General features: G+C 47.1%; 21 protein-coding genes. 20 read left to right on the top strand and 1 reads right to left on the bottom strand.

Translation table 11 applies throughout. From position 1 onward, the window contains the following. The first annotated feature begins 123 nt into the window (after positions 1 to 123). The 8 genes from pyrH to FY534_RS08545 all read left to right on the top strand — a co-directional run bounded on the left by pyrH (position 124) and on the right by FY534_RS08545 (position 11,088). Entirely contained in the window at positions 124 to 858 is a 735-nt protein-coding gene (gene pyrH / locus FY534_RS08580) for a UMP kinase (protein WP_072874097.1), read from the top strand. Continuing rightward, the gene (gene frr / locus FY534_RS08575) at positions 855 to 1,412 is read left to right on the top strand and encodes a ribosome recycling factor (RefSeq protein WP_072874096.1); all 558 of its coding nucleotides are present in this window, start codon (positions 855 to 857) and stop codon (positions 1,410 to 1,412) included. Before pyrH ends, frr begins: the two co-directional genes overlap by 4 nt. 59 nt (positions 1,413 to 1,471) lie before the next feature. Next, positions 1,472 to 2,233, top strand: coding sequence for an undecaprenyl pyrophosphate synthase (locus FY534_RS08570; RefSeq protein WP_072874095.1), 762 nt, complete (start codon positions 1,472 to 1,474; stop codon positions 2,231 to 2,233). 4 nt (positions 2,234 to 2,237) lie between these two features. Then, positions 2,238 to 3,035 carry a phosphatidate cytidylyltransferase gene (locus FY534_RS08565; protein WP_203114313.1) on the top strand — a complete coding sequence of 266 codons (798 nt, stop codon included), beginning with the start codon at positions 2,238 to 2,240 and terminating at the stop codon, positions 3,033 to 3,035. Positions 3,036 to 3,072: 37 nt separating this feature from the next. Then, entirely contained in the window at positions 3,073 to 4,245 is a 1,173-nt protein-coding gene (gene dxr, locus FY534_RS08560) for a 1-deoxy-D-xylulose-5-phosphate reductoisomerase (protein WP_203114312.1), read from the top strand. Between the two features lie 21 nt (positions 4,246 to 4,266). Next, positions 4,267 to 5,532, top strand: a complete 1,266-nt coding sequence (gene rseP, locus FY534_RS08555; protein WP_203114311.1) for an RIP metalloprotease RseP — start codon at positions 4,267 to 4,269, stop codon at positions 5,530 to 5,532. An 88-nt stretch (positions 5,533 to 5,620) separates the two neighbouring features. Beyond that, positions 5,621 to 10,051: a PolC-type DNA polymerase III gene (locus tag FY534_RS08550; protein WP_238413467.1), complete on the top strand. Its 4,431-nt coding sequence runs from the start codon at positions 5,621 to 5,623 to the stop codon at positions 10,049 to 10,051. A 71-nt stretch (positions 10,052 to 10,122) separates the two neighbouring features. Next, complete coding sequence (locus FY534_RS08545; RefSeq protein WP_072874092.1) at positions 10,123 to 11,088, top strand: prephenate dehydratase; 966 nt, start codon at positions 10,123 to 10,125, stop codon at positions 11,086 to 11,088. A 24-nt stretch (positions 11,089 to 11,112) separates the two neighbouring features. Here FY534_RS08545 and typA read toward each other — a convergent pair whose 3' ends face one another. Next, positions 11,113 to 12,954: a translational GTPase TypA gene (gene typA, locus FY534_RS08540; protein WP_072874091.1), complete on the bottom strand. Its 1,842-nt coding sequence runs from the start codon at positions 12,952 to 12,954 to the stop codon at positions 11,113 to 11,115. Between the two features lie 232 nt (positions 12,955 to 13,186). Here typA and rimP point away from each other — a divergent pair, with 232 nt between their 5' ends. From rimP to FY534_RS08480, 12 genes are all read left to right on the top strand, one after another. After that, a complete protein-coding gene (rimP, locus tag FY534_RS08535; protein ID WP_203114310.1) occupies positions 13,187 to 13,660 on the top strand; it encodes a ribosome maturation factor RimP in 474 nt (157 codons plus the stop codon). Between the two features lie 108 nt (positions 13,661 to 13,768). Then, a complete protein-coding gene (gene nusA, locus FY534_RS08530) occupies positions 13,769 to 14,878 on the top strand; it encodes a transcription termination factor NusA (protein ID WP_203114309.1) in 1,110 nt (369 codons plus the stop codon). 78 nt (positions 14,879 to 14,956) lie between these two features. Beyond that, positions 14,957 to 15,250 carry an RNase P modulator RnpM gene (gene rnpM / locus FY534_RS08525; protein WP_072874088.1) on the top strand — a complete coding sequence of 98 codons (294 nt, stop codon included), beginning with the start codon at positions 14,957 to 14,959 and terminating at the stop codon, positions 15,248 to 15,250. Further along, the gene (locus FY534_RS08520; RefSeq protein ID WP_072874087.1) at positions 15,231 to 15,590 is read left to right on the top strand and encodes a L7Ae/L30e/S12e/Gadd45 family ribosomal protein; all 360 of its coding nucleotides are present in this window, start codon (positions 15,231 to 15,233) and stop codon (positions 15,588 to 15,590) included. Before rnpM ends, FY534_RS08520 begins: the two co-directional genes overlap by 20 nt. A gap of 19 nt (positions 15,591 to 15,609) precedes the next feature. After that, a complete protein-coding gene (gene infB / locus FY534_RS08515; RefSeq protein ID WP_203115574.1) occupies positions 15,610 to 18,471 on the top strand; it encodes a translation initiation factor IF-2 in 2,862 nt (953 codons plus the stop codon). Between the two features lie 44 nt (positions 18,472 to 18,515). Next, complete coding sequence (gene rbfA / locus FY534_RS08510; protein WP_203114308.1) at positions 18,516 to 18,986, top strand: 30S ribosome-binding factor RbfA; 471 nt, start codon at positions 18,516 to 18,518, stop codon at positions 18,984 to 18,986. A gap of 21 nt (positions 18,987 to 19,007) precedes the next feature. After that, positions 19,008 to 20,015, top strand: a complete 1,008-nt coding sequence (locus FY534_RS08505; RefSeq protein WP_203114307.1) for a DHH family phosphoesterase — start codon at positions 19,008 to 19,010, stop codon at positions 20,013 to 20,015. After that, positions 20,012 to 20,926, top strand: coding sequence for a tRNA pseudouridine(55) synthase TruB (truB, locus tag FY534_RS08500; protein WP_072874085.1), 915 nt, complete (start codon positions 20,012 to 20,014; stop codon positions 20,924 to 20,926). The genes FY534_RS08505 and truB overlap by 4 nt, the downstream gene beginning before the upstream one ends. A 2-nt stretch (positions 20,927 to 20,928) precedes the next feature. Further along, positions 20,929 to 21,900: a bifunctional riboflavin kinase/FAD synthetase gene (locus FY534_RS08495; protein WP_203114306.1), complete on the top strand. Its 972-nt coding sequence runs from the start codon at positions 20,929 to 20,931 to the stop codon at positions 21,898 to 21,900. Positions 21,901 to 22,065: 165 nt separating this feature from the next. Next, complete coding sequence (rpsO, locus tag FY534_RS08490; protein ID WP_072874083.1) at positions 22,066 to 22,335, top strand: 30S ribosomal protein S15; 270 nt, start codon at positions 22,066 to 22,068, stop codon at positions 22,333 to 22,335. A 137-nt stretch (positions 22,336 to 22,472) separates the two neighbouring features. Then, positions 22,473 to 24,569: a polyribonucleotide nucleotidyltransferase gene (gene pnp / locus FY534_RS08485; RefSeq protein WP_203114305.1), complete on the top strand. Its 2,097-nt coding sequence runs from the start codon at positions 22,473 to 22,475 to the stop codon at positions 24,567 to 24,569. A 132-nt stretch (positions 24,570 to 24,701) separates the two neighbouring features. Further along, positions 24,702 to 25,646 (top strand): polysaccharide deacetylase family protein, encoded by a 945-nt coding sequence (locus tag FY534_RS08480; RefSeq protein ID WP_203114304.1) that lies wholly within the window; start codon positions 24,702 to 24,704, stop codon positions 25,644 to 25,646. Positions 25,647 to 25,747 lie beyond the last annotated feature (101 nt).

Genomic DNA, 25,747 nt, shown 5'->3' with positions numbered 1-25,747 from the left:
ACGGCGTGGAGACACTATGTGTTCCCCTTTTGCAAACCAGGTATTGTCTTGGTCCCCGCAATATATAAAGCCATAGGGCTCAAAATTGGATGAGTTCTTATCATGAGGAGGCATTCTCAATTTATGACGACACCCCAACCTAAGTACAGGCGGATCATTCTCAAACTGAGTGGCGAAGCTCTGGCAGGGGATAAGGGATATGGCATTGACTCTGAAATGATGTCAAACATTGCGTTACAGGTTCGAGAAGTTGCGGATTTAGGTGTGCAGATGGCTATTGTGGTCGGGGGAGGAAACATCTGGAGAGGTGTTTCGGCCAGTGCTCGTGGAATGGATCGAGCAACAGCGGATTATGTGGGAATGCTGGCAACCGTCATGAATGCTTTGTCGCTCCAGGATGCTTTGGAAAAATTGGGTGTCGATACACGGGTGCAAACATCGGTGGAAATGAGTCAGGTAGCCGAACCGTATATTCGCCGACGAGCCATTCGTCATTTAGAAAAAGGACGAGTGGTTATTTTTGCAGGTGGTACGGGTAATCCATATTTCTCTACAGATACAACCGCCGCGCTGCGCGCCGCTGAGATTGAAGCGGAGGTCATTTTAATGGCCAAAAATGGAGTGGATGGTGTTTATACGGCTGATCCGCTCAAAGATCCAACAGCTGTCAAATATGATGAATTAGAATTTATGGATGTTTTAAATCAAGGTCTTGGTGTTATGGATTCTACAGCAACCTCGCTTTGCATGGATAACAATATTCCCTTGCTTGTTTTTGCTTTGGGAGAATCGGGCAATATTCGCCGAGCAGTCATGGGCGAAGCGGTAGGTACAATGGTCAGGAGAGTGAAAGTATGACAGAGCAAATTGTGAAGCATGCAGAAGAACGTATGGAAAAGGCTGTAGCAGCATTTCGCAAGGATGCGGCGTCAATTCGGGCGGGTAGAGCTACGCCGGCTATGCTTGAAAAAGTAACCGTAGAATATTACGGCTCACAGATGCCCATTCCACAAGTTGCAAGTGTAACTTCTCCAGAACCGCGCTTGTTGGTTATCTCTCCTTGGGAGAAAAGTATGTTGAGTGAGATTGAAAAAGCTATTCAGAAGTCTGACTTGGGTCTGAATCCTGCCAACGATGGTTCTGTTATTCGTTTAGTTATTCCAGCCCTTACGGAACAGAGACGCCAAGAGCTTGTCAAGCAGGTTAAAAAGATGGCTGAAGAAGCACGCGTGGCTATTCGTAACGTTCGGCGAGATGCTAATGACGAGTTGAAAAAAGCTGAAAAGAATGGAGATGCTTCGGAAGACGATGTTCGTAGATTGATGGAGCGGATTCAACAGCTCACAGACAAGTTCGTTGGTGAAATAGACAAAGCTGCGACTGGTAAAGAGCAAGAACTGCTTGAAGTATAGGTTTAAGATTGGAAATTATTGGATTTAACAAACTGTCGCCGGATTGTGAGGGATGATCGGTGCGCTGGAGATGGGGTTGGGACAACCGAGGACAGAATCCTGACATCGATTCGCTTGCAGTTCGGCCTAAGCATGTTGGTATCATCATGGACGGCAATGGCCGTTGGGCGCGGCGTCGTGGATTGCCGAGAATCGCTGGTCACCATGCAGGTATGCAAGCTATGAAAGAGACGATTCGGGCTTGTGATGATTTAGGTATTGAATATCTTACCCTCTATGCCTTTTCTACCGAGAATTGGAAGAGGCCACAGCGTGAAGTGGAATTTCTCATGAAGTTGCCTCGCCAGTTTTTTATTACGGAAATTGATGAATTAATGGAACGCAATGTGCGGATTCGTGTGATTGGCGATACTGAACAATTACCTGCCGATACACGTGAGACAGTATTGCAGTCGTTGGAGAGAACCAAACAAAATACAGGGATGAACGTTAATTTTGCTCTCAATTATGGAGGGCGTATGGATATTGTGTTCGCCGTGCGTAAACTTGCCGAAGCAGTGGCAGAGGGGCGAATAGCTCCACAAGATATTGATGAAAGTGCTTTGGCTGCTCAACTCTCCACCGCCCATCAGCCTGATCCCGATTTTATCATACGCACCAGCGGAGAAATAAGGCTCAGCAATTTTCTCGTCTGGCAATCCGCATATGCTGAATTATGGTTTACCGACGTACTCTGGCCTGACTTTAATCGGCAGCATCTTCTCCGGGCTCTGCAAGAATTCAGTGGCCGGCAGCGCCGGTTTGGCGATATAGGTAGGTGAGAGAATGATCAAACAGCGCGTACTTACAGCGACCATTGGTGTGGCTGTAATCTTGATCGTTTTGCTCCTGCCCAATGCTTGGCCATGGGAAATTGCGGTATGGTTGGTGACAGCCGCAGGTGTTACGGAGTTTGTGCGGATGTTTGGTGTTTCTTATCGTCAATCTTTGATGTATTTGGCTGTAATAGCTGTCACTTATATAGAGTTTGATACTGGATGGTACCATCCCATTTCTCTTGCAGTTATGGTTGCTCTTTGCCTATTGTGGCCTGTTTTGACTCGAAATCGCAACCATCTGGCCCAAGTTGCTCCTATCTTTGTTGGAATGCTGTATATCGGCATTGGCGGACACAGCATGATTCAATTAAGATTGGTTCCTCATGGCTGGTTTTTTCTTTGGTCCTTTTTAATCGCGGTATGGATGAGTGACACTACTGCTTTTTTTGTCGGACGTTGGTTGCAAGGACCTAAATTATGGCCTGACATTTCACCAAAGAAGACTATTTCCGGGTCTCTCGGCGGCATTTTGGGTGCAGCAGTAGGTGCGGCTCTGTTTGGTTTAGCTGTAGGACAAATTCATCTGGTCGCTTTACTGGGGCTAGGTGCTGGAATTTCTATTTTATCTCAGCTTGGCGATTTGATTGAATCAGCTTACAAACGAAGTACAGGAGTCAAAGATTCGGGTACCTTGTTACCCGGACATGGCGGCATTTTGGATAGAGTAGATAGTCTGTTGTTCGCTGCTCCGTTTATGTTTTATATGGTCCATACATATGGTATGTTGTGGTTTTCTTTTTCCTAGAAATTTTGAACATACTGGAAAGAAAAGAAGTGATTCTGTGTCGAAGGTCAGCATATTGGGCAGCACTGGAGTCATTGGCTGTAACAGTTTAGATGTTGTTCGACGCCTCTCTCCTGCATGGCAGGTGGTAGCTCTGAGTGCAGGAAAGAATATGAGGTTGCTCAAACAACAGATAGATGAGTTTGCACCTCAGTACGTTTCTGTACAGGATGAACACTCGCGGCAAGAACTGATTCAACTATTTCATGGCAGACTCCCTTGTGATGTGGGCGTCGGTCAGGCTGGCTTGGAAGAAGCTGCTTCCGTTCCAGCCCATCTTGTGATCTCTGCAGTGCTCGGTGCTGCAGGAATTGCTCCTACTTGGCGCGCTATCTCTCAAGGTGCTGTGGTAGGGCTGGCAAATAAGGAGACGTTGGTGGCGGCAGGAGATTTAATCATGGAGCACGTGTCTGTCAACGGATCGAGCCTAGTTCCTGTGGATAGTGAGCATTCTGCGATTTTTCAAGCGCTTCTGGCCGGGAAACGTCAAGAAGTAGAGTCATTTTACATAACAGCTTCCGGGGGACCGTTTCGCACTTACAGCATGGAACAATTGAAGTCGGTTACCCTAGAACAGGCTTTACAGCATCCGACGTGGAAAATGGGCGCCAAAATTACGGTGGATAGTTCCACGCTTATGAATAAGGGTTTAGAAGTCATTGAAGCGCATCATTTATTTTCTGCGCCATATGATAAAATAAAGGTACTCGTCCATCCGCAAAGTATTATTCACTCCATGGTGGAGTATGTAGATGGTTCAATTGTTGCCCAGTTAGGCAACCATGATATGCGTTTGCCCATTCAATATGCGTTCACGTATCCTGCCAGAGTAAAGCTGGATTTAGAACGAATTGATTTTGTCAAGCTGCGTCAATTGACGTTTGAAGAACCTGACCTGGAACGTTTTCCAGCCCTTCGTTTAGCATATGAAGCAGGTCGAGCGGGAGGCGCCATGCCTTGCGTGTTAAATGCAGCCAACGAAGTGGCTGTACAAGCGTTTCTTGAACAGCGCATTGGCTATCTCCATATAGCGGAGATTGTAGAGCGACTGTTGCAGTCTAGTGATTATGCGGTACCTCGGTCGATTTCAGATGCGCTCCATATTGATGAAGATGTAAGACGTCGTGCCTGGCTTCTTATACAAAAAGAAGAATTAGGGCAGGATGTTTAAGTAGGGAAAGAGGGTGTATCCATGTGGTGGTTGCCGTTGGTGCACACGCTCCGTTCGGTCATCGCGATAGTATTGGTTTTTGTGGTATGCATCATGTTGCATGAGTTTGGCCACTTCTATGTTGCCAAACGTAATGGAGTAGCCGTGCCTGTATTTGCTATTGGTATGGGGCCCAAATTATTTGCTTTTCGCAAAAACGGTACAGAGTATTCGTTACGCCTATTTCCTATTGGCGGCTTTGTACAACTTGCGGGTGAAATGCCACAGGATGCATACTTCAAAAAAGGTGAGCAGCTAGCTTTCTCGCTTGATTCCAGCGGTCGTATGGACGCCATTGGTGAGCCCGACTCACTGCCAGGGCGGACCGTGGGGACGTTGGTTAATCTGGATTTGACCAAGCACATGTTTATTACCATGGAAACAGCAGACGGTATTCGCTCCTATTCAGTCAGACCGCATGCTCGTTTGCAGACCAGTCTCCGTTCCAGCATTCCTCTAGTCTCCCCAGGGGAGCAAATGATTGGTAAGTCCCTATGGGCGCGTGCTTCGATTATTTTGGCCGGCCCAGTGATGAATTTTTTGTTGGCAGGAGTTCTTTTCTCACTTGTTTTCTTGCATGTAGGTGTTCCATCGAGCGCTCCTGTCGTGGGTGCAGTGCTACCGAATACACCTGCCGCTGAAGCTCATTTGCAACAAGGCGATCGAATTGTTCAGGCTAACGGAGTGCCTATTCAAACTTGGTACGATCTTAAGCGAGTGATTGTTGCTGACAAATCGAATCCTCCCAAACCCATCCCGCTTTTGGTGGAGCGCGATGGGCATCAAAAATGGCTTCTGGTGAGGCCGGAATTATACCAGTCTACACCCATTATAGGCATAGACAGTACTTTGACACATAATCCTTTCGATGCTTTTGCCCAAGGCTTTAAATCTGTTTACACCAACAGTGTGAATGCCATTCATCTCTATGCTCAAGTGATTGAACGTCATCAGTTCAACGATTTATCTGGTCCTGTCGGCATTGCAGATGTCATTTCCCAGCAAGCACAAACAGGTGTTTGGCAGGTGATGTATATCACTGCACTCTTATCGCTCAATCTTGGTCTCTTTAATTTAATTCCCATACCAGCGCTTGATGGTGGCAGATTGCTTTTTATGCTTGTCGAGTTGATACGTGGAAAAGCTATCGACCCGCGTAAAGAAGGGTTGGTTCATTTAGTCGGTTTTGGATTACTAATGCTCTTGACCGTTGTCATAACCTATCGGGATGTCACACGTTTTTTCTGAACGGTTGGATGATGGGTGTTGTACCTGGCGTTGCGGACCACGACCTTTCACTCAGCAGAACAGCAATGTCTAGGAGGTAGTCTAGCAAGTGAATTTTATCCGCTCATTTTGCGCCCTATTTGCTTCAGGAATGGAGATGGAAAGCCCTTCTCTCCATTCCTTTGTCGATCGCGTTTTTGTATTTTCATCACAGAAAAAATTAGCACTTCGATTGCCTCCTCTTCAATCCCTTCTTGAAGACTCTCCAAATGAAGTTCGTCAATCTTTGGCGGAGTATTTGCAAAATGGCTTCCTATTGCTTCACAAAACAGATGAGACACTAACTCCTTTAGGGGTGCAATATCAATTTTTAGAGGATGAATGGCTTTCACAAAATTTTGAACAAATAGCTATTTCCCTCATAGAAGCTTTGACCACACTCTATTTACACATAGAACCGCTTGCCGGGCGGTTTCTGCAGCAGGCAAGCTGGTTGTTGCAATCTGGACAGACAGCCTCTAAAGATGAAAAACGTTGGATTGCTGTAGCTCATTTGGCACAGGCTGGCGCTGAGGAATGGCTTCAAAAAAAGAAAGTAGATATTTATTATCAGGAAGCCATCTCTACTTTATTCGGACAAGATCTATCGGTTCGATTTATTGAAGAATTGGCAAACAAAGAGTATCAAGAGGCGCTCAGAGAGCAGTTGGCTGAACAGCAACAAGCTGAGGTTGCACGTATTTTGCAAGAAGAAGCAAGGCTGGAAGCAGAAAAGGCTAAATTGCGTCAGCAAGAGCAGGCGCCTGCTGAAACGAGATCGTACCCTTACGGGAATCGACGCAATCGAGAAGAAACCCCCATAGCCCCTCTTACATTGGGTAAACCATTAGACTTGCAAGAAGTCATATCGATTCAGGAAATTGAGGATGAGATGCGGCGCGCTGTCGTGCAGGGTAGAGTCTTCAGTGTAGATAAACGTGTCTTGCCGAGCGGTCGCTTTCTTCTTCAGTTCAATATTACGGATGGCACCAACTCCATCACGGCTAAATGTTTTGCTCGTGACGAACGTCAGCGCGAAGTGCTTGAACCACTGAAAAACAATGATTATCTGAGAATTGGCGGACAAGTACAATTTGATACTTTCAGTAAAGAAATCGTTTTTATGGTTTCTGATATGCAGCCAATTGAAGCTCAGTTGCCAATGGATTTTGCAGAGAAGAAACGTATTGAACTTCATGCGCACACCAATATGTCTCCGCTCGATGGAGTCATTCCTGTGGACAAGTTGATCGCTGAAGCAGCGAGGCTTGGTCACAAGGCCATAGCTGTGACCGATCACGGTGGAGTGCAGGCGTTTCCAGAAGCATATGGGGCGGCCAAGAAACACGGTATTCGAGCAATACTAGGTGTTGAAGCTTATGTGATTGATGATGGAGCGCGCGTGGTCATTCGCCCACAGTCGATAGAGCTTGACGATACATGCGAATTTGTGGTGTTTGATACAGAAACTACAGGCCTGAATGCGCGTGAAGACACTTTAATTGAAATTGCTGCCGTGCGCATGCGGGGAACTGAAATTGTGGATACATTCTCGACGCTCATCCAGCCCGAGCGTGCGTATTCACAGAAAGTGGCGGAGTTGACTGGAATTACACCAGAAATGTTGGAAGGACAGCCTGTATTGGCAGATGCTTTACCGCGTTTTCGAGAATTTGTTGGTGATGCGGTATTGGTGGCGCACAATGCTGAGTTTGACAGCGGCTTTCTCAATCAGTGCGCTCTGCGGATTGATATGCCGCAATGGGAGCAGCCCATTATTGACACGCTTGCTTTGGCCCGCATTCTTTTTCCAGGAGAAAAAAATTATCGTTTAAAGACGTTGACGCAAAAACTTCAGATTGAGCTGGTCAATCATCATCGCGCCTTGGCTGATTCCGAAGCAACTGCACGTTTGTTTGCTCATATGCAGAAGGAGCTTCGTACCAATGGGATTACAAATCTTGTGGAGTTAAATGATCTTTCATCTACAGCCGATATGAGCAAAGTGCGTCCATTTCATGCGACCGTGCTTGTTAAAAATCGCCAGGGTCTACGCAATCTCTACGAGATGGTTTCTCTTGCCCATACCAAGTATCTTTATCGAACGCCGAGGATTCCCAAAAGTGAATTGGCTCGTTTGCGGGATGGTTTGTTGATTGGTACAGCCTGTCAGCAAGGTGAATTGATTGAGAGTTTTATTCGCGGCAAATCTATTGAAGAAATTGAAGAAATATGCAGCTTTTATGATTATTTAGAAATTCAACCGCTGAGTCACTATGACAATCTCATTCGCGAAGGGATATGGCAGACAAACAGTCTCAAAAGGGTGCATCAGCAGATTGTCGAATTAGGGCAACGGCTCGGCAAGCCTGTTGTGGCTACAGGTGATGTCCATTATCTTTATCCACAGGACGGTATCTTCCGGGAGGTTTTTCTGCAGTCGCAAAATAACGGATCGAACGCTGAGCGTCAGCCGCCATTGCACTTTCGAACCACAGAGGAGATGTTGGAAGAATTTTCATTTCTTGGTGATGCTGCCATAGAAGTGGTGGTAGAAGCTCCGGCTAAAATTGCTGAACAAATTGAAGATGTACCGCCAATTCCCAATGAACTATATACGCCTATTATCGATGGGGCGGAGGATGAAGTGCGGCAATTGACTTACAGTAAAGCAAAACATTTATACGGTGAAGAGCTGCCGCAAATCGTTGCTGAACGACTGGAGAAAGAATTGCATTCCATTATTTCGCATGGTTTTGCAGTCATATACTTGATTGCTCATAAGTTGGTCACCAAGTCTTTGCAGGATGGTTATCTTGTAGGAAGCCGTGGTTCGGTGGGGAGCTCGTTGGTTGCAACCATGATGGATATTACTGAAGTGAATCCTTTGCCACCCCATTACCGCTGCCAAAACTGCAAACACAGCGAATTTCTTGATGATGGAAGTGTTGGTTCCGGCTTTGATTTGCCAAAGAAAGATTGTCCACATTGTGCCGAACCCATGGAACGAGATGGACAAGACATTCCTTTTGAAACGTTTCTAGGCTTTGAAGGAGATAAAGTTCCTGATATTGACTTGAATTTTTCTGGCGAATATCAACCGCGTGCTCATCGTTATACAGAGGAGCTTTTTGGGCGCGATCACGTTTTTCGGGCGGGTACGATTTCAGCTGTGGCTGAGAAAACAGCTTATGGATATGTCCGCAAATTTGCAGAAGAACGAGGGTTGGTACTGCGCAATGCCGAAATTGAAAGGCTTGTACAAGGATGTACGGGTGTAAAAAGAACAACTGGACAGCATCCAGGCGGGCAAGTGGTTGTGCCAAGTCATGTTTCCATATATGATTTTTCACCAGTTCAGTACCCTGCAGATGATAAACAATCGGAGACGCTGACGACTCACTTTGATTATCACTCAGGGTTGGAAAACTGTTTGTTGAAACTAGATATCTTGGGTCATGACGATCCGACGGTGATTCGCATGCTTCAGGATTTAACTGGTGTCGATCCTAAAACCATTCCTTTTGATGACCCGCAAGTTTTGGCTCTTTTTAGTGGAACGCAATCTCTGGGTGTTACTGCGGAACAGATTCGCTCCAATACTGGGACGTTTGCCATTCCTGAGTTTGGCACCAAGTTTGTTCGACAAATGTTGGAAGATACGAAGCCAACCACATTTTCCGAGTTAGTGCGTATTTCCGGTTTGTCTCACGGGACAGATGTATGGTTAAATAACGCGCAAACTTTAATTCGTAACCAGGTAGCAACGCTTTCAGAAGTTATTTGTGCTCGCGATGATATCATGGTCTATTTGATATACAAAGGACTTGAACCAGCGCGCGCATTTAAAATCATGGAATCGATTCGTAAAGGCAAGGGAGTCAAGCCCGATGATGAGGCGTATATGCGCGAATTTGGCGTACCGGATTGGTATATAGAATCAGGAAAAAAAATCAAATATATGTTTCCTAAGGCTCATGCTACTGCCTATGTGATTATGGCTGTTCGTATAGCCTGGTTTAAAGTACATTATCCACTCGCTTTCTATGCTACGTACTTTACGGTGCGTGCTGATGACTTTGATGTAGAGTTGATGATCAAAGGCTCAGATGCGATACGTAGAAGAATTGAAGAAATTGAAGACAAAGGAAACGCGGCTCAACCGAAAGAAAAAAGTCTCTTGACCGTACTTGAAGTTGCTTTGGAGATGGTAGAACGTGGATTTCGCTTTGAGCGCATCTCACTCTATCAATCTGACGCCACTCGCTTCCTGATGAATGAACAGAATGGTTCGCTTCTGCCACCGTTTGCCGCAATTCCTGGAGTAGGTGATGCTGCAGCCCGCAATTTGGCGCAAGCGAGATTGGATGGTCCATTTCTTTCTATAGAAGATTTGCAAGAACGTAGCCGAGTTTCGAAAACCGTCATAGAAATTTTGCAGCAATTAGGTTGTTTGCAAGGCATGCCAGAGTCCAATCAGCTGTCGCTTTTCAATATTTAAGTTTCTCTCTTACCATCCCATTGTATATGGTTAGTTGGTTCTTTTTGACATACCGAAGGAGCGTGCATAGGATGGCTCAACCGACAATCTATTTTCTTGGTCCCCAAGGAACTCATTCCGATATTGCATTGCGCACATTTTGTAAACGAGTCGGATGGGAAAACGCCATTTTGCGGCCGCTTGATTCCATAGCAGAAATTATTCATACCGTGCTCCATGCGGAAGACAGGTCTGTACACGGATGTCTTCCGCTTGAAAATAGTATTCAAGGTTCAGTCACCTATGCTTGGGATGGACTCATTGAAATGGTGATTGCGCAAGAAAAGTTAGCTGATGAGATTGAAGACACGAATGCAGAGACGGATTATCCTCGACTGGTAGCAGCATGGACCTTACCTATTCATCATCATGTGTTAAGCAGCCCGGGGAGTGATTGGACGCTTGCTGAAAAAGTCTACTCTCATCCGCAAGTGCTTGCTCAGTGTCGGCATTTTATACAAAGAGAATTGCCTAAGGCGGAATGTATTCCAGTTTCGAGTTCAGCTCAAGCAGCGAGAATGGTTTCTGAACATTCGTTACAGCCTCAGATTGCGCTCGGCAATGAAATTGCTGCTGAACTATATGGTTTACACATTGCGAAACGTGCTGTGGAAGATGCGTCAGGTAACCAAACGCGTTTTGGGCTGCTTTCAAAAAATAAGGCAGAAAGCTTATTTGCTGAAGCTTTCCGCCCTGAGGAGCGCACCATTTCTTTATGTTTAATAGGAGTGCACAATGAACCTGGTGGCTTGTGGAGCGCACTAACACCATTTCATTATTTTGGGCTCAATCTCTCACGTATTGAGTCAAGGCCAGCAGGTCGAATTCTCGGTGAATATCATTTCTATATGGATGTTGATTTTCCGCTGGGCGAGTCGACAGAGCAAGTACAGGAAAATTGGCGGATAGTCTGTTCCATGCTCGCCTCTCGCGGAATACAGTTAAAAATACTTGGTGAGTATTTGCAATTTGGTCTATTGGAAAACCATTCAACCTGATAGTTTGCCGTTCTGACAAGGCTGTTATTGCATGACTTCTTTTCCTCGCTTGGCCATCTTATCGCGTTCTGACTTGTTTAAATAGCGTTTGCGCAAGCGAACGCTTTGAGGCGTGATCTCACACAACTCGTCATCCTCGATATAGGTCATAGCCTGTTCCAAAGAGAGCAAGCGGGGTGCTTTCAACCGGACCGTTTCTTCTTTGGTTGCGGAGCGAACATTGGTCATATGCTTGGCTTTGGTGACGTTGACGGTCAAATCATTCTCACGTGTATGTTCGCCAACAATCATTCCTTCATAGACTTCTGTACCAGGTGTGATGAATAGAATACCTCTATCTTCCAAGTTTTGAATGCTATATGCTGTCGCAGTGCCGCTTTCGCTAGCTACAAGGACACCCTGTCGTCGGGTGATGACGTCACCTTTCCACTCATCATATTGCAAAAATCGATGGTGCATGGTGCCATAACCCCGTGTCAGTGTTAAAAATTCTGTGCGAAAGCCGATTAAGCCGCGCGCCGGAACGTGGAACTCAAGGCGTGTAGATTCTCCAGAAGGCGAAGTCAACATGTGGACCATTTCGCCTTTGCGGTATCCAAGTGCTTCAATTACAGAACCTACAGCATCGCTTGGTACGTCGGCCACCAGATGTTCAATAGGTTCCTGAATTTTACCGTTTTGTTCTCGTAGAATAACGCGTGGCTTGGAAACCTGTAATTCATATCCTTCACGACGCATGGTTTCAATCAAAATAGACAAATGCAACTCTCCGCGGCTGGAAACCAAAAAAGCATCTGTATCCTCAGTTTCTTCTACCCGCAGTGAAACGTCCGACTCTAATTCTGCAAACAGGCGTTCACGAAGCTTGCGTGACGTAACAAACTGTCCTTCACGTCCAGCAAACGGCGAATCGTTGACACGAAAAGTCATTTGTAAAGTTGGTTCATCAATATGCAATGTGGGCAGTCCTTCAGGAGCGTCTACAGGACAAACTGTTTCTCCTACTGTCAGCTCTGGAATTCCAGCTACAGCTACAATATCCCCTACGCCTGCGGTTTCTACTTCCATGCGTTTCAATCCTTGGAAGGAGAACAGTTTCACGACTCTTGCCCTGGAAACATCTCCACTTCGGCGCACCACACTGACCGCGTCACCTACATGAATTTGGCCGCGAGCTACACGTCCAATACCAATCCGTCCTAAAAATTCGTTGTAATCCAACATCGTTACCTGCCATTGTAATGGAGCCTCAGGATCTCCCGAGGGAGCCGGTATATGCTGAATAATTGCTTCAAAAAGTGGCTGCAAGTTTTCGCCTGGATGGTCGATGCTCTCGCTTGCTGTCCCTCGCAACGCAGATGTATAAACGACTGGAAAATCACATTGTTCTTCGCTGGCTCCAAGTTCAATAAACAAGTCCAGGACTTCATCTATGACTTCAACGGGGCGGGCATTTTCACGATCCATTTTATTGACAACAACAATGGGCGCCAAACCAGCTTCCAAAGCTTTCTGCAGGACAAATTTGGTCTGCGGCATGACACCTTCAAAAGCATCTACCACCAATAGCACACCGTCTACCATCCGCACAATGCGTTCAACTTCACCGCTAAAATCAGCGTGACCGGGAGTGTCGACAATATTAATACGTATATCTCGATAGGGAATAGCCGTGTTTTTGGCCAGAATCGTGATGCCTCGTTCGCGCTCCAAATCTCCGGAGTCCATGGCGCGTTCCGCCATATGCTCATTGGCCCGGAACAGTCCAGACTGTTTCAGTAACTGATCCACCAAGGATGTTTTGCCGTGGTCGACGTGAGCTACAATGGCAACATTTCGCAAATGTTCAATGTTACGTATCGTCATTTTAAAATTTCTCTCCTTAATACATACTCCTGTCTCTGCCGCTCTCCAACATACCATGCTCTGTGACTTACTGCAATGAAAATGGCTTGCGGCATTATTTGACGGGTGATATAATGCGAATGTTAGGCTTCGTATAGGCTTTCGTGCGGAGAGTGGGGCAACCCACTCTCTGACTTATGCAACGGGCTTTTTGCGTGACCGTCACAGGTGACGTGATGGAGGAGGAAATCATGTGGCGAATGAACGCGTAACCGACATTGTGGAGCGGTTGGCGCTGCCGATTGTGGAACAAGCGGGCGTGGAACTCGTGGAAGTAGAGTACCGTAAAGAAGGTTCTAATTGGTACCTGCGCGTCTATATCGACAAAGAAGGCGGCGTGGATATTGATGACTGTAGCCATGTTAGCGAGCAGCTTTCGGATGAATTGGATAGGGTTGATCCGATTCCTAACTCGTACTTCTTGGAAGTGTCGTCGCCAGGTGCCGAGCGTCCTTTAAAAAAGCCAGCCGACTTTTATAAAGCTGTTGGAGAGCGTGTGCATATTCGCCTATACGAACCTCTTCTAGGTCAAAAAACATTTGACGGCACCTTGCTTTCATACAATGAGCAGGAACTAGAAGTGGAATACATGGATAAAACTGTAGCAAAACGTGTTATTTTGCCGGTTTCCAAAGTGGCGTCAGCCAGACTTTCTGTCTGGCTATAATTTATTCCGCTGCTGTGAGTGTATCAATAAACGCTCTCCATACCGGAAATGAAGAGAATGTGAACTGGTTGGCTCAAAGCGGTCGAATCAGGGGGAGATTGGTGTCAAATGAATGCTGAGTTTATAGAAGCGTTGAATCAGTTAGCCAAAGAAAAAGGGATTGACAAAGAAATATTGTTGGAGGCCATTGAGGCGGCTTTGATTTCTGGATATAAGCGTAATTTTAATTCTGCTCCCAATGCTCGAGTCGATATTCATCGTGAATTAGGAACAGTTCGTGTTTTTGCTCGCAAGGAAGTTGTGGAATCACCAACGGATAGTCGATTAGAAATTTCGCTTGAAGCTGCCCGTGATATGAATCCCAACTATCAAGTGGGTGACGTGGTCGAGATTGAAGTAACACCTCGGGATTTTGGACGCATTGCTGCCCAGACAGCCAAGCAGGTAGTTACGCAACGCATTCGTGAGGCAGAGCGGACTGCCCTTTACGGGAAATTTGCTGATAAAGAAGAAGAGATTGTGAATGGAATCATTCAGCGTCAAGACGCTCGCAATTTTTATGTTAATCTTGGCGAGACAGAGGCAGTATTGCCACATACAGAAGTGATGCCAACCGACCAGTTCAAACAAGGAGATCGAGTGCGTGCTTTTATCGCTCGTGTAGAGCGTACGACGAAAGGACCGCAGATTGTTCTCTCCCGTATTCATCCAGGTTTACTGAAACGGCTTTTTGAATTGGAAGTTCCCGAAATTTTTGAGGGAATTGTAGAGATTCGTGCGATTTCACGTGAGGCTGGTTACCGTTCGAAAATTGCGGTTCACTCCCGCAATCCTGAAGTGGATCCAGTAGGAGCCTGTGTTGGCAGCCGCGGTTCGCGTGTGCAGGCAGTAGTCAATGAACTGCATGGAGAAAAAATTGATATCGTCAAATGGAGTGAAGATCCAGCTGAGTTTGTGGCCAATTCATTAGCGCCTGCCAAGGTGTTGGATGTTCAGATTATCGAAGAAGAAAAAGTTGCCCGGACTATTGTTCCGGATTATCAACTATCTTTGGCCATTGGCAAAGAGGGGCAAAACGCTCGATTAGCCGCCAAATTGACAGGCTGGAAAATCGATATTAAGAGTGAGCAACAGGCTTCTGATATCGGTCTCTTTTCAGAACTGGATGAAGAAGAATCTGTGGTTACGCTGTCCGATGATTGGTTGACAGAACCCTGATGCCCAACTGCTTGGTGCGGATAATTTTTTAAGGGCAGAAATGCGAGAGAAGTCGGAATAGTCGCGAGGTGATGGTGGATGAAAGTGCGGAAAGTTCCACTGCGAAAATGCGTAGGTTGTCAGGAGAGTTTTCCCAAAGCTGATTTATTGCGTGTGGTTTTAACGCCTGAAGGTCATATCGAACTTGATATGCGTGGGAAAATGAATGGACGAGGAGCATATCTCTGTCGACAGCTCAGTTGCCTGCAAACGGCTCGCAAACGAAAATCGCTGGAACGGGCGCTGAAAACCTCCATTCCCGACGATGTATACGAGAAGTTAGAGGAAAGCATGCCCAGGGAGGCGGGGTCTGTTGCCAAACCGGACGTTTGACCGTAATCGCTGTTTACAACAATTAGGGCTTGCAAGACGAGCAAGTGCGCTTCTGGTAGGTACGGATGCTGTACTTGCCGGTTTGGCAGCAGGCTCCGCTTTGCAAGTTTGGCTGGCTGTTGACGCAGGAACAAATGTAACAAAGAAAATACGCGATAAATGCGCGTTTTATCATAAACCGTTAGTTCAATCGTTAAGTCGCAAAGAGTTAGGCGAGGCGCTCGGGCGTTCACAAGTTGTTGTCGTTGCTGTAACCAACCCCGGGTTTGCAGCATCTTTACAAAATGCGTTAGGGGAATCAGACGGGGGTGTATTGTTTGACAAAACTGAGAGTGTATGAATATGCAAAACAATTAAATATGTCGAGTAAGGAAATTTTAACGATACTATCACGCGTTGGCGAGCCGGTTGCTAATCACATGAGTGTGATGGACGATCAAATGGTGCAAAAAGTAGAACAATTCTTCCAGGATGTCAAGCAGAGAGCTGCGAAACGGCATGCTTCGGAAGTTGAGAAAGAATTGCGTGATAAGCAGAAACAGCGAGAACACGCTGCGGAATCAAGTTCTGCCAATGAAATGGGCAGGGAACGCATGGATGAAAGGCATCAGAATACATCCACTTCTGCCCATATCTCTGGTGCAGATCGTCCAAAATCAAGCAGCAAAGATGCTCCTAACGCTGAATCGGGAACAGTGGCTAAATCTACTGTAAGAGAGCTATCGACTGAAGCAAGTGGGCAATCCGCTGACGTTCAGCGCAGTGTCGAAGGCAGGAATGCAAATGCTGGAACAAGAGGTAGAGATTTGACAACCGATACGTACAACTCTGAGAAATCTGAACAACGTTCCGACAGGAATGGGAATGCAGTTGCCTCGCGATCTGCCCAAAGTTCTGAAAACCAATCGGCTCCATCGCGTAGTGAACATCGTTCTGGTGGCTATGGTGGTCAGCGAGACGGCGGCGGCAACCGCTCTGGTGGCTATGGCGGCCAGCGAGACGGCGGCGGCAACCGCTCTGGTGGCTATGGCGGCCAGCGAGACGGCGGCGGCAACCGCTCCGGTGGTTATGGCGGCCAGCGAGACGGCGGCGGCAACCGCTCCGGTGGTTATGGCGGCCAGCGAGACGGCGGCGGCAACCGCTCCGGTGGGTTTGGTCGCGACAAAGATCAGCGTTCTGCGAGCGATCGGCGTTCTCCAGGGGGCGGAACTGCTCGGCCTGGCAATCGTTCCGATCGTCCTGGTGCTTTTGCAGGTGCTGGTCGACCCAGTGGAGGATTTGGCGGTGGCCGTTCAGGTGGTAGCGCAACAGTAGCAGCAGTTGCTCCTCAGAAAGGCGCGGCGCCTTCTCGTAAAGAGCGGGAAAAAAATCGTCCAGATTTTAATCGCGATCGAAAAGAACAGTTTAATGAGGAGAAATTGCGCGCGCGCCGCAAAACAGGTCAGCGCGAACAGCGCAAGGTGGAACTTCCTACCGAGGTAACGGTAGAAGGTCCAATGACAGTTGGTGATTTTGCCAAATTGATTCGTCGTGAGGCGTCTGAAATCATTAAGAAATTGCTCTTCCTGGGAATTATGGCTACCATCAACCAGGAAATTGACACAGACGCTATGGAACTGATTGCTGATGAATATCAGATTAAACTCAGTGTGGTAGAACCAGTAGATGAAGAAGCATTGGATATGCTGATGGAAGAAGAAAAACCGGAAAATCTGATTACCCGTCCTCCGGTTGTCACCATCATGGGTCATGTCGATCACGGTAAGACCACATTGCTGGATGCGATTCGTCAAAGTCGTGTAACAGCAACCGAATCTGGCGGTATTACACAGCATATCGGTGCCTATCAAGTGGAAATTAACAATAGGCTCATCACGTTCCTGGATACCCCTGGTCACGCAGCTTTTACAACCATGCGTGCTCGCGGGGCGCAGGTCACGGATATTACCATCTTGGTTGTAGCAGCAGACGATGGTGTCATGCCGCAGACGATTGAAGCTATCGATCACGCCAAAGCTGCCAATGTGCCCATAATGGTGGCCATCAATAAGATTGACAAACCGGATGCTAATCCTGATCGCATTAAACAAGAGTTGACGCAGTACGGTTTGGTCTCTGAGGAATGGGGCGGCGATACGATTTTTGTCAACATCTCCGCTTTGAAAAAAGAAGGTCTTGACGATTTGCTTGAAATGGTCCTGCTTGTTGCTGATATGCAGGATTTAAAAGCCAATCCGGATGGCCGTCCACGAGGTACGGTCATTGAAGCAAAATTGGACAAAGGCCGCGGTCCGGTAGCCACCGTGTTGGTGCAAAACGGAACACTCAAAGTTGGCGACATTGTTGTGGCAGGTACCAGCTTTGGCCGCGTACGAGCCATGGTTGACGATCGGGGCCGTCGTTTGAAAGATGCTGGCCCTTCAACACCCGTCGAAATTCAGGGCTTAGGTGATGTGCCTAGCGCAGGCGATTTGTTTGTTGTCTATGATGAAGAGCGCGCGGCGCGAGCTCTTGTCCAAAAGCGTTTGAACCGCGAAAAAGCGGAAGCTATGAGCAGTACATCGCGTGTCACGCTGGATGATTTGTATCGCCAGATTCAGGAAGGAAATGTCAAAGAGTTAAATGTGATTGTCAAAGCGGATGTTCAAGGGTCTGTCGAAGCGCTTGTAGGAGCGATTGAGAAAATTGAAGTGCAAGGCGTGCGCGTAAAAGTGATTCATCGTGGTGCGGGTGCGATTACGGAATCCGATGTTTCGCTGGCGAGTGCTTCAAACGCCATTATCATAGGTTTCCATGTGCGTCCTGATGTTAACGCAAAACGTGCGGCGGAAGCGGAAAAAGTGGATATTCGTCTCTATCGGGTCATCTACAACGCTATAGAAGAACTTGAAGCGGCCATGAAAGGTATGCTTGATCCTGAATATAAGGAAGTCGTTCTTGGTCATGCGGAAGTGCGTCAAGTTTTCACCATTTCTCGCGTGGGTACGGTTGCGGGATGCTATGTTACGGATGGCAAAATGACGCGTGATGCGGAAGCTCGTCTCGTTCGTGACGGTGTGGTAATTTACGAAGGTGCTCTGGATACCTTGAAGCGTTTCAAAGACGACGCTCGGGAAGTTCAAACAGGCTTTGAATGTGGTATTACACTAGAGAAATTTAACGATATTAAGGTTGGCGATGTCATAGAGGCCTTCAAAATGGAGGCTCTAAAAGTACATTGAGCTAACCGGCAGGTTTGGGACGCAAGTTGGAGAGCCGAATTCGCATGCCGTTTTCGGCCTGCCCATACCACGGGCTGAAAGGAAGATGGCATTTGAGTAAAATCCGCGTAGCTCGCGTAGGTGAGCAGATGAAAAAAGAATTGGCGGATATTTTGCAAAATCACTTAAAAAATCAAGAACTCGGTTTTATTACGGTGACCAGGGTAGACATGGCTGGAGATTTGCAGCACGCAAAAGCGTATGTCAGTGTGTTTGGCGACGTGGTTAAAAAAGAAGAAGTTTTACAGTCGCTGCATAAAGCAGCTGGTTTTGTGCGGGGAGAAATTGCTCGCCGTCTACATCTTCGGTTAGCCCCGGAAATCATTTTTAAACTTGACGATTCCGGTGAATACAGCGCCCATATTCAGACAGTGCTTAAGTCTTTGGAAGATTCGCGTCCATCCTCCGAAGCGGCTGGGGGACAAGTTTCTAATAACCATTTGAATCAAGAATTTCGGACAAGTGAGAATGACTAAGGTGGAAAGGGGAACAACTGAATGGCAATCCTGCCAAATCCCAAATTCACCGACGATATACAGCATGTAGTGGAAGTTATGAAAAATGGCGACAATTGGCTGATTGTGACACATGAGCGGCCAGACGGTGATGCGATTGGCAGTGCTTTAGCCATCGCCCATATTCTTGAGCAACTGGGTAAAAAATGGACTTTCCTGACAGAGACAGTTTTGCCGCGTCGCTTTGATTATCTGGAGTTTTTTGGGAAGGCTCAACTTGCCTCCCATTTTGCAGGCGAGCGTTTTTCCCATGTAATTGCCGTTGACTGCGCAGACGAGATGCGTTTTCAAGGGCTGCATGGTTGGATTGCCAATCAGGCGACGATTGTCAATATTGACCATCACCGTACGAATCCGCGTTATGGGATAGCCAATTATGTGGATGCTGACGCCGCGGCTACTTGTGAATTGATCTTCTATTTAGCTCAACAATTGCAACAACCGATGCAGCAGTCTCTAGCTGCGGCTCTTTACACCGGAATTCTGACTGACACGGCGGGGTTTATCCAACCGAATACAACAAAAGCTGTGCACCAAATTGCCGCAGAATTATTAGCGGCAGGTGTTCAACCTTATGATATTGCTGAACCAGCGCTGGAATCGCGTTCGGCCGCACAAATGCATCTGTTGCAGATGGCGCTTGCTAATTTGACAGTCTCGCGCAATGGCCTCTATGCTGCGATTTATGTTACGCGCGGTATGTTGGATGGTGCAGGTGCAAACGATGACGATGTGGAAGGCTTGGTAGGATTTGCCCGCTCGATTGATACGGTTGAAGTAGGGATGCTCTTTCGCGAGACAGAGGAAGGTACAGTTAAAGTTTCGCTTCGTTCCAAACGGCGAGTTGATGTTTCACGAGTAGCGCAACTATTTGGCGGCGGTGGTCATGTTCGGGCAGCAGGTTGTGTGATCATGGACACGCTTGATATTGCTATGGATAAAGTGTCTGCTGCGATTGAAGCAGCGCTCGCGGAGGCTGGATTGGCATGAGTTGGGGTTTGTTGCCTGTTGACAAACCAGCTGGTATAACTTCGCATGATGTGGTCCAACGAGTACGTCGCGCTTATGGCATTCGGCGTGTAGGACATGCAGGTACGCTCGATCCGGCTGCAACGGGCGTACTTCTTTTGTGTTTGGGAGAAGCTACGCGATTACTCGAATATATGACTGGGAGCGACAAAACTTACACGGGCACCTTGTTGCTTGGCGTTGGTACCAGCACGGATGATGCTGAAGGTCAAGTGTTGGAAATCGGTTCAACCCAGGGCCTTACCTTGCAAGAGGCAGAAAGAGCCGCCAGTTGTCTGATGGGTATCATTGATCAACAAGTACCTCGTTATTCGGCAGTGCATATAGCTGGGCAACGTGCCTATGACTTGGCCCGCTCAGGAGCTGATTTCAATCCACCTACGCGGCAAGTGCGAATTCTCGAATTTCATGTGGCGCCAGAATCAGACAACACGGGTGAAACGTGGCTTTTGCAGTTTCAAGTAACTTGCAGTGCGGGGACGTACATTCGTTCCCTGTGTAGAGATTTTGGACGGCTGCTTGGTGTCCCAGCCCATCTTCGCAGCTTGCGCCGCACGATGGCAAGTGGTATGGATATTGAAGAATGTATACCATTAGCTACTCTTTTGGGAGATGAGCAACGATTAAAATATCTTCGTCATCCGCTTGACGCGCTGAAGCACTATCAACAATTAGAGGTTTCTCTGCCAGAGGCAGAGCGTTTGGCCTGTGGCCAGAAATTGCGTTATGTGCAAGGCAATAGTCATGTTTGGACGGAAACCGTGTTTTTGACATGCGGTGGACGATTGGTTGCTAGTGCAACGCCGATTCAGGAACGAACGGGCGTGTGGATATTGAAACCGCAGAAAGTTTTTTGGAAAAGAGGTGAATAGAAATGTTGCAACGGATAGACATTGAAGGGCCGTCTTTTGCTGCTGGAGAGATTTTATCTCCCTGTGTACTGGCCATCGGCAAGTTTGACGGCGTGCATATTGGGCATCAGGCCATTCTTGCCAAAGCTCGTGTAGAGCTTGCGTCTGACTCTCGAGCAGGTCAAGTGGCAGTCTTGAGTTTTCAACCTCATCCTACATACGTGTTGACAGGGGACGAACAATATTTGCGTCTCCTTACACCATTGCCGGAAAAGACATATTGGCTCGAACAATTTGGTGTAGAACGTCTTTATTTGGCACATTTTAATCAGGTTTTTATGAATACCAGCCCAGAGGAATTCCTCGCCAATTACCTTCTTCCGCTCGGAGCGAAGAGCATAGTTGTAGGGCATGACTTTCGATTTGGCCAGGGTGGGCGAGCGACAGCTGAAGAATTAGCTAAGCTTTGTCAGCCACACAATATTCCGGTCAACGTCGTTCACCATGTAGAAGAAAATGGTATAAAGGTTTCGTCTTCTCAAATTCGCAAACATTTGCAAACTGGACGTGTGGAAGCTGCAGAAGCTTTGCTCGGACGTCCGTATGGTGTTACGGGTTTGGTGGAGACAGGGGACAAGCGAGGAAGAGAACTCGGTTTTCCAACAGCCAATATAGGGAAGCTGGACAGTTATGTTTTGCCAAAGCGCGGGGTATATGTAGTAGCGGTCGATACGGCTCCTTATGCGACATCGGGTCGACATTGGTTTGGCGTGGCCAATCTTGGCGTACGACCGACAGTCGATGGTGTGGCCGAGAAACTAGAAGTTCATCTGCTCGATTTCTCAGGGGATTTGTATGGCTCGACCTTGCGTATACAATTTCTGCGCAGAATTCGCGATGAGAAGAAATTCGCGTCACTTGCAGAGTTGGAAACACAGATTCGTGAGGACGTGCAGATAGCCAGGGAAATGCTTGGTATGGGACAAACATCGTGATCGCCCTCTTCCTGAGATTGCACGAAGTTGCTGGAGTGTGCTATATTTTGTGAGTCATTGACATTGATTTAGCTCACATGAGAATGGAACTCTGTCGCAGTTGTTCGTTTGCTCCTGACGGCAGCTTCGGCAGGAGGGATTTCGTGAGCCAACAGAGGAGAGGTTATTTTGTTAACTAATGAACAAAAGAAGCAAATTGTCGAGAAATTTCGCCTGCATGATTCAGACACAGGAAGTCCAGAAGTTCAGATTGCCATTCTTACTGAAAAAATTAATTATCTGACCGAACATTTTCGTGAACACAAGAAAGACCATCACTCCCGTCGCGGTTTGTATAAAATGATTGGTCATCGTAGAAACTTGCTGAACTATCTTCGCAAGAAAGATGTCAATCGATATCGTGAGTTGATTCAGACGCTAGGATTGCGCAGATAGATTGCAAGCGGGCTAAGGCCCGCTTGTTTTGCATGCGTCTGCATTGTTCGTTTAGCTTGTAAATCCATCGTTCAATTGCACAAAATGTAATCCTGGATAGAAATAACAACGACAGGATAGAGGAGGAAAATTGTTGTATGGTTGTGCGGCATGAGTTTATGGTCGCCGGTCGCAAGTTTGTACTGGAAACTGGCAAAATGGCCAAACAGGCAACAGCGGCTGTTGATGCCAGATATGGAGATACCATGATTCTGGCCACAGTGACGGCTTCAAAAGAGCCAAAAGATCTTGATTTTTTCCCATTGACTGTTAATTACGAGGAACGTCTTTATGCAGTCGGTAAGATTCCTGGAGGATTCATTAAACGAGAGGGCCGTCCCAGTGAGAAAGCGATACTCGCTTCACGGCTGATTGACCGCCCCATTCGTCCATTATTTCCTGAAGGTTTTCGCAATGAAGTGCAAGTGGTCGATCTCGTCATGTCAGTCGATCAAGACTGTGCCCCAGAAATCACTGCAATGATTGGTACATCAGCAGCGCTTACGATTTCAGACATTCCTTTTGATGGACCGATTGCTGGTGTGATTGTAGGGCTGATTGATGGTCAGTTTGTTCTCAATCCATCTGTTGAAGAAGCGACTCGAAGCCAAATGCATCTGGTGGTCGCTGGCACCAAAGACGCCATTGTCATGGTTGAAGCAGGTGCTGAAGAAGTACCTGAAGAGCAAATGCTTGAGGCTATTTTATTTGGACACCGACATATTCAGGCGATTATTGCTGAAATTCAGGTATTCGCTGAAAAAGTGGGCGTGAGCAAGCGCGAAGTTGTTTTGCGTCAAGCTCCTGCGGAATTGGTACAAGCTATTCGTGAAGTTCTTGGTGAACAATTGCGTCTTGCTGTACGCCATCCGGACAAGCAGACACGTGAAGATAACATTGCCACCGTCAATACGAGTGTCAAAGAAAAACTTCTTGAGCAATATCCGGAAGACGAGGCCTGGATGGACGAAATCTTGCACGATTTGCTCAAAGAAGAAGTTCGCACAGCGATTCTTAAAGAAGGTTTGCGGCCCGATGGACGTCAGCTGGATGAAATTCGACCGATTTCTTGTGAGGTTGGAGTTTTGCCGAGAGCCCATGGAAGCGGTCTTTTTACTCGGGGGCAGACGCAGGCGTTATCGGTTTGTACACTTGGCGCCATGGGTGATGAGCAAATTTTGGATGGTTTAGAGTTAGAAGCTTCCAATCGCTATATGCATCATTACAATTTTCCTCCCTTTAGTGTGGGTGAAGCACGTCCATTGCGCGCGCCGAGCCGCCGCGATATTGGTCATGGCGCACTTGGTGAGCGGGCTCTTGACGCTGTGATTCCATCACCTGAAGAGTTCCCTTACGCGATTCGTGTGGTCTCTGAGATATTGGAATCTAACGGATCGACCTCTCAAGCAAGCATTTGTGGCAGTACGATGGCCCTGATGGATGCGGGAGTGCCTATCAAAGCACCCGTAGCCGGGATAGCTATGGGACTTGTCAAAGAAGGTGAAGACGTAGCCATCTTGACGGACATCCAAGGTATGGAAGACCATCTTGGTGATATGGACTTTAAGGTAGCTGGGACCGAAAAAGGCGTCACTGCCTTACAAATGGATATCAAAATTGCTGGTATCAATCGCGAAATTCTAGAGCGAGCTTTACAGCAGGCGCGTGTGGGCCGTCTTTTTATACTGCAGAAAATGATGGAAGCCATTTCTAAGCCGCGTCCAGAATTATCGCAATATGCACCGCGCGTGCTTTCCATGCGCATTCATCCAGATAAGATTCGTGATGTGATTGGACCTGGTGGTCGTGTGATTAACAAAATTATTGAAGAAACTGGCGTAAAAATTGATATTGAGCAAGATGGACGAATCTTTATTCACGGTATGGATGCGGAAATGGCTCATCGTGCCAAACAGACGATTGAGAATATTGCTCGCGAAGTAGAAGTCGGCCAAACCTATGTAGGCCGAGTAACCCGTGTGGAAAAATACGGTGCCTTCGTGGAAATTTTGCCTGGTAAAGAGGGACTGGTGCACATTTCTCAGTTGGATATGCAACGTGTCAACAAAGTAGAGGACGTTTGTTCAGTGGGCGATCCGCTGACTGTGAAAGTAACAGAAATTGATGCACAAGGCCGGCTGAACCTCTCTCGCAAGGAAGCATTAAAGAATGAATCGGATATGGCTTCTCTGTAATTTGTGATTCATTTTGTATCAACCTTTGTGTGAATGGAAGCATTTTTGGGCACCTTATCCTCGACAGTACTTGAAAGCAGTGGGTCTTTTCTTCCGAAAAACCGAGAGACTCACGAAAGCGAGGGATGAGAGGTGTCTTTTTTACGCGCTTCACACATCGCAGCCAGAGCTGTAGCAGCTTTATGCTGCCTGATGACTTGTATCCATCCAACAGTTCTGGCTGTTCCCACAACGACAGATGATTTTGTGCGATTGAATAAAGAGTTTGGCCAAGCACCAACAAATGCCCGCATCGATCGTGTTTGGAAAGGAATTCCCGGTCTGTCGGGTTGGCAGCTTGATATTCCAGCTTCTCAGCGGCTGACCGCTTCGGCAACTGACGGGAAGTATCACTTGCAATGGCAATCTGTTGCTCCCACGGAGCATTTGGAGAAATTGCCACCGGCTCCAGTTTACCGTGCACCTGCGACTGAAAAATCAGCTACGCTGATGATTAATGTTTCATGGGGAGAAGAGTATCTTCCATCCATGATTGAAACTTTGCATAAAGAAGGCGTGCGAGCCACTTTTTTTCTTGACGGAGCTTGGGTCAAGAAAAATCTTACTTTAGCTCGCAAATTAGTGGAAGAAGGCCAAGATATCGGTAGCCATGGGACAGGCCATCCTGATTTTCGCCAATTGAGTATGGAAAAGTTAAGCCGTCAATTGGATGTCACACATACGATACTCTATACTCAACTCGGTGTTGATAGCCGAATCATCGCTCCACCGTCAGGCAGTTATGACGAGCGACTGGTGCAATTAGCCCGGCATCGTCAAACGACGGTTATTCTTTGGACAGCCGATACTGTGGATTGGAAACATCCCCGCCCTGCTGTTATTCTCGAGCGTGTTCGTTCACAGTTGACACCAGGCATGATGATTCTCATGCATCCGACAGCGGAAACAGCACAAGCTTTGCCGCAAATCATTCATTTATTGCGCAATCAGGGATATTGTATAAAAACGGTCAGTGATGTGTTGGCTGAACGCAGAATGACTCATCCACCAAAGGTTTTGGCCAAAGAGCAGAATTAAGTGGTTTACAAAATAAAAAAAATAGCAAGAGTGTGTAGAAATTTTTCTTGAGTATAGATGCGACAGTCTGATATAGTTGCGGATAGGCTTGGCACAGTTAC

This window comes from Alicyclobacillus sp. TC (assembly GCF_016804365.1).
In the GTDB taxonomy this organism is placed as follows: Bacteria; Bacillota; Bacilli; order Alicyclobacillales; family Alicyclobacillaceae; genus Alicyclobacillus_I; species Alicyclobacillus_I tolerans.
The sequence above is the reverse complement of the archived record's forward strand: the minus strand, read 5'-3'. Positions and strand labels throughout refer to the sequence as shown.

Bases quoted from the DNA above. Each gene is read 5' to 3' on its own strand.
- FY534_RS08545 (WP_072874092.1), top strand. From the start codon at position 10,123: ATGGCTCAACCGACAATCTATTTTCTTGGTCCCCAAGGAACTCATTCC.
- truB (WP_072874085.1), top strand. From the start codon at position 20,012: ATGAGTTGGGGTTTGTTGCCTGTTGACAAACCAGCTGGTATAACTTCG.
- pnp (WP_203114305.1), top strand. From the start codon at position 22,473: ATGGTTGTGCGGCATGAGTTTATGGTCGCCGGTCGCAAGTTTGTACTG.
- FY534_RS08565 (WP_203114313.1), top strand. From the start codon at position 2,238: ATGATCAAACAGCGCGTACTTACAGCGACCATTGGTGTGGCTGTAATC.
- typA (WP_072874091.1), bottom strand. From the start codon at position 12,954: ATGACGATACGTAACATTGAACATTTGCGAAATGTTGCCATTGTAGCT.
- rnpM (WP_072874088.1), top strand. From the start codon at position 14,957: ATGAAAGTGCGGAAAGTTCCACTGCGAAAATGCGTAGGTTGTCAGGAG.
- FY534_RS08495 (WP_203114306.1), top strand. From the start codon at position 20,929: ATGTTGCAACGGATAGACATTGAAGGGCCGTCTTTTGCTGCTGGAGAG.
- nusA (WP_203114309.1), top strand. From the start codon at position 13,769: ATGAATGCTGAGTTTATAGAAGCGTTGAATCAGTTAGCCAAAGAAAAA.
- infB (WP_203115574.1), top strand. From the start codon at position 15,610: ATGTCGAGTAAGGAAATTTTAACGATACTATCACGCGTTGGCGAGCCG.
- frr (WP_072874096.1), top strand. From the start codon at position 855: ATGACAGAGCAAATTGTGAAGCATGCAGAAGAACGTATGGAAAAGGCT.
- rseP (WP_203114311.1), top strand. From the start codon at position 4,267: ATGTGGTGGTTGCCGTTGGTGCACACGCTCCGTTCGGTCATCGCGATA.
- pyrH (WP_072874097.1), top strand. From the start codon at position 124: ATGACGACACCCCAACCTAAGTACAGGCGGATCATTCTCAAACTGAGT.
- FY534_RS08505 (WP_203114307.1), top strand. From the start codon at position 19,008: ATGGCAATCCTGCCAAATCCCAAATTCACCGACGATATACAGCATGTA.
- rbfA (WP_203114308.1), top strand. From the start codon at position 18,516: ATGCCGTTTTCGGCCTGCCCATACCACGGGCTGAAAGGAAGATGGCAT.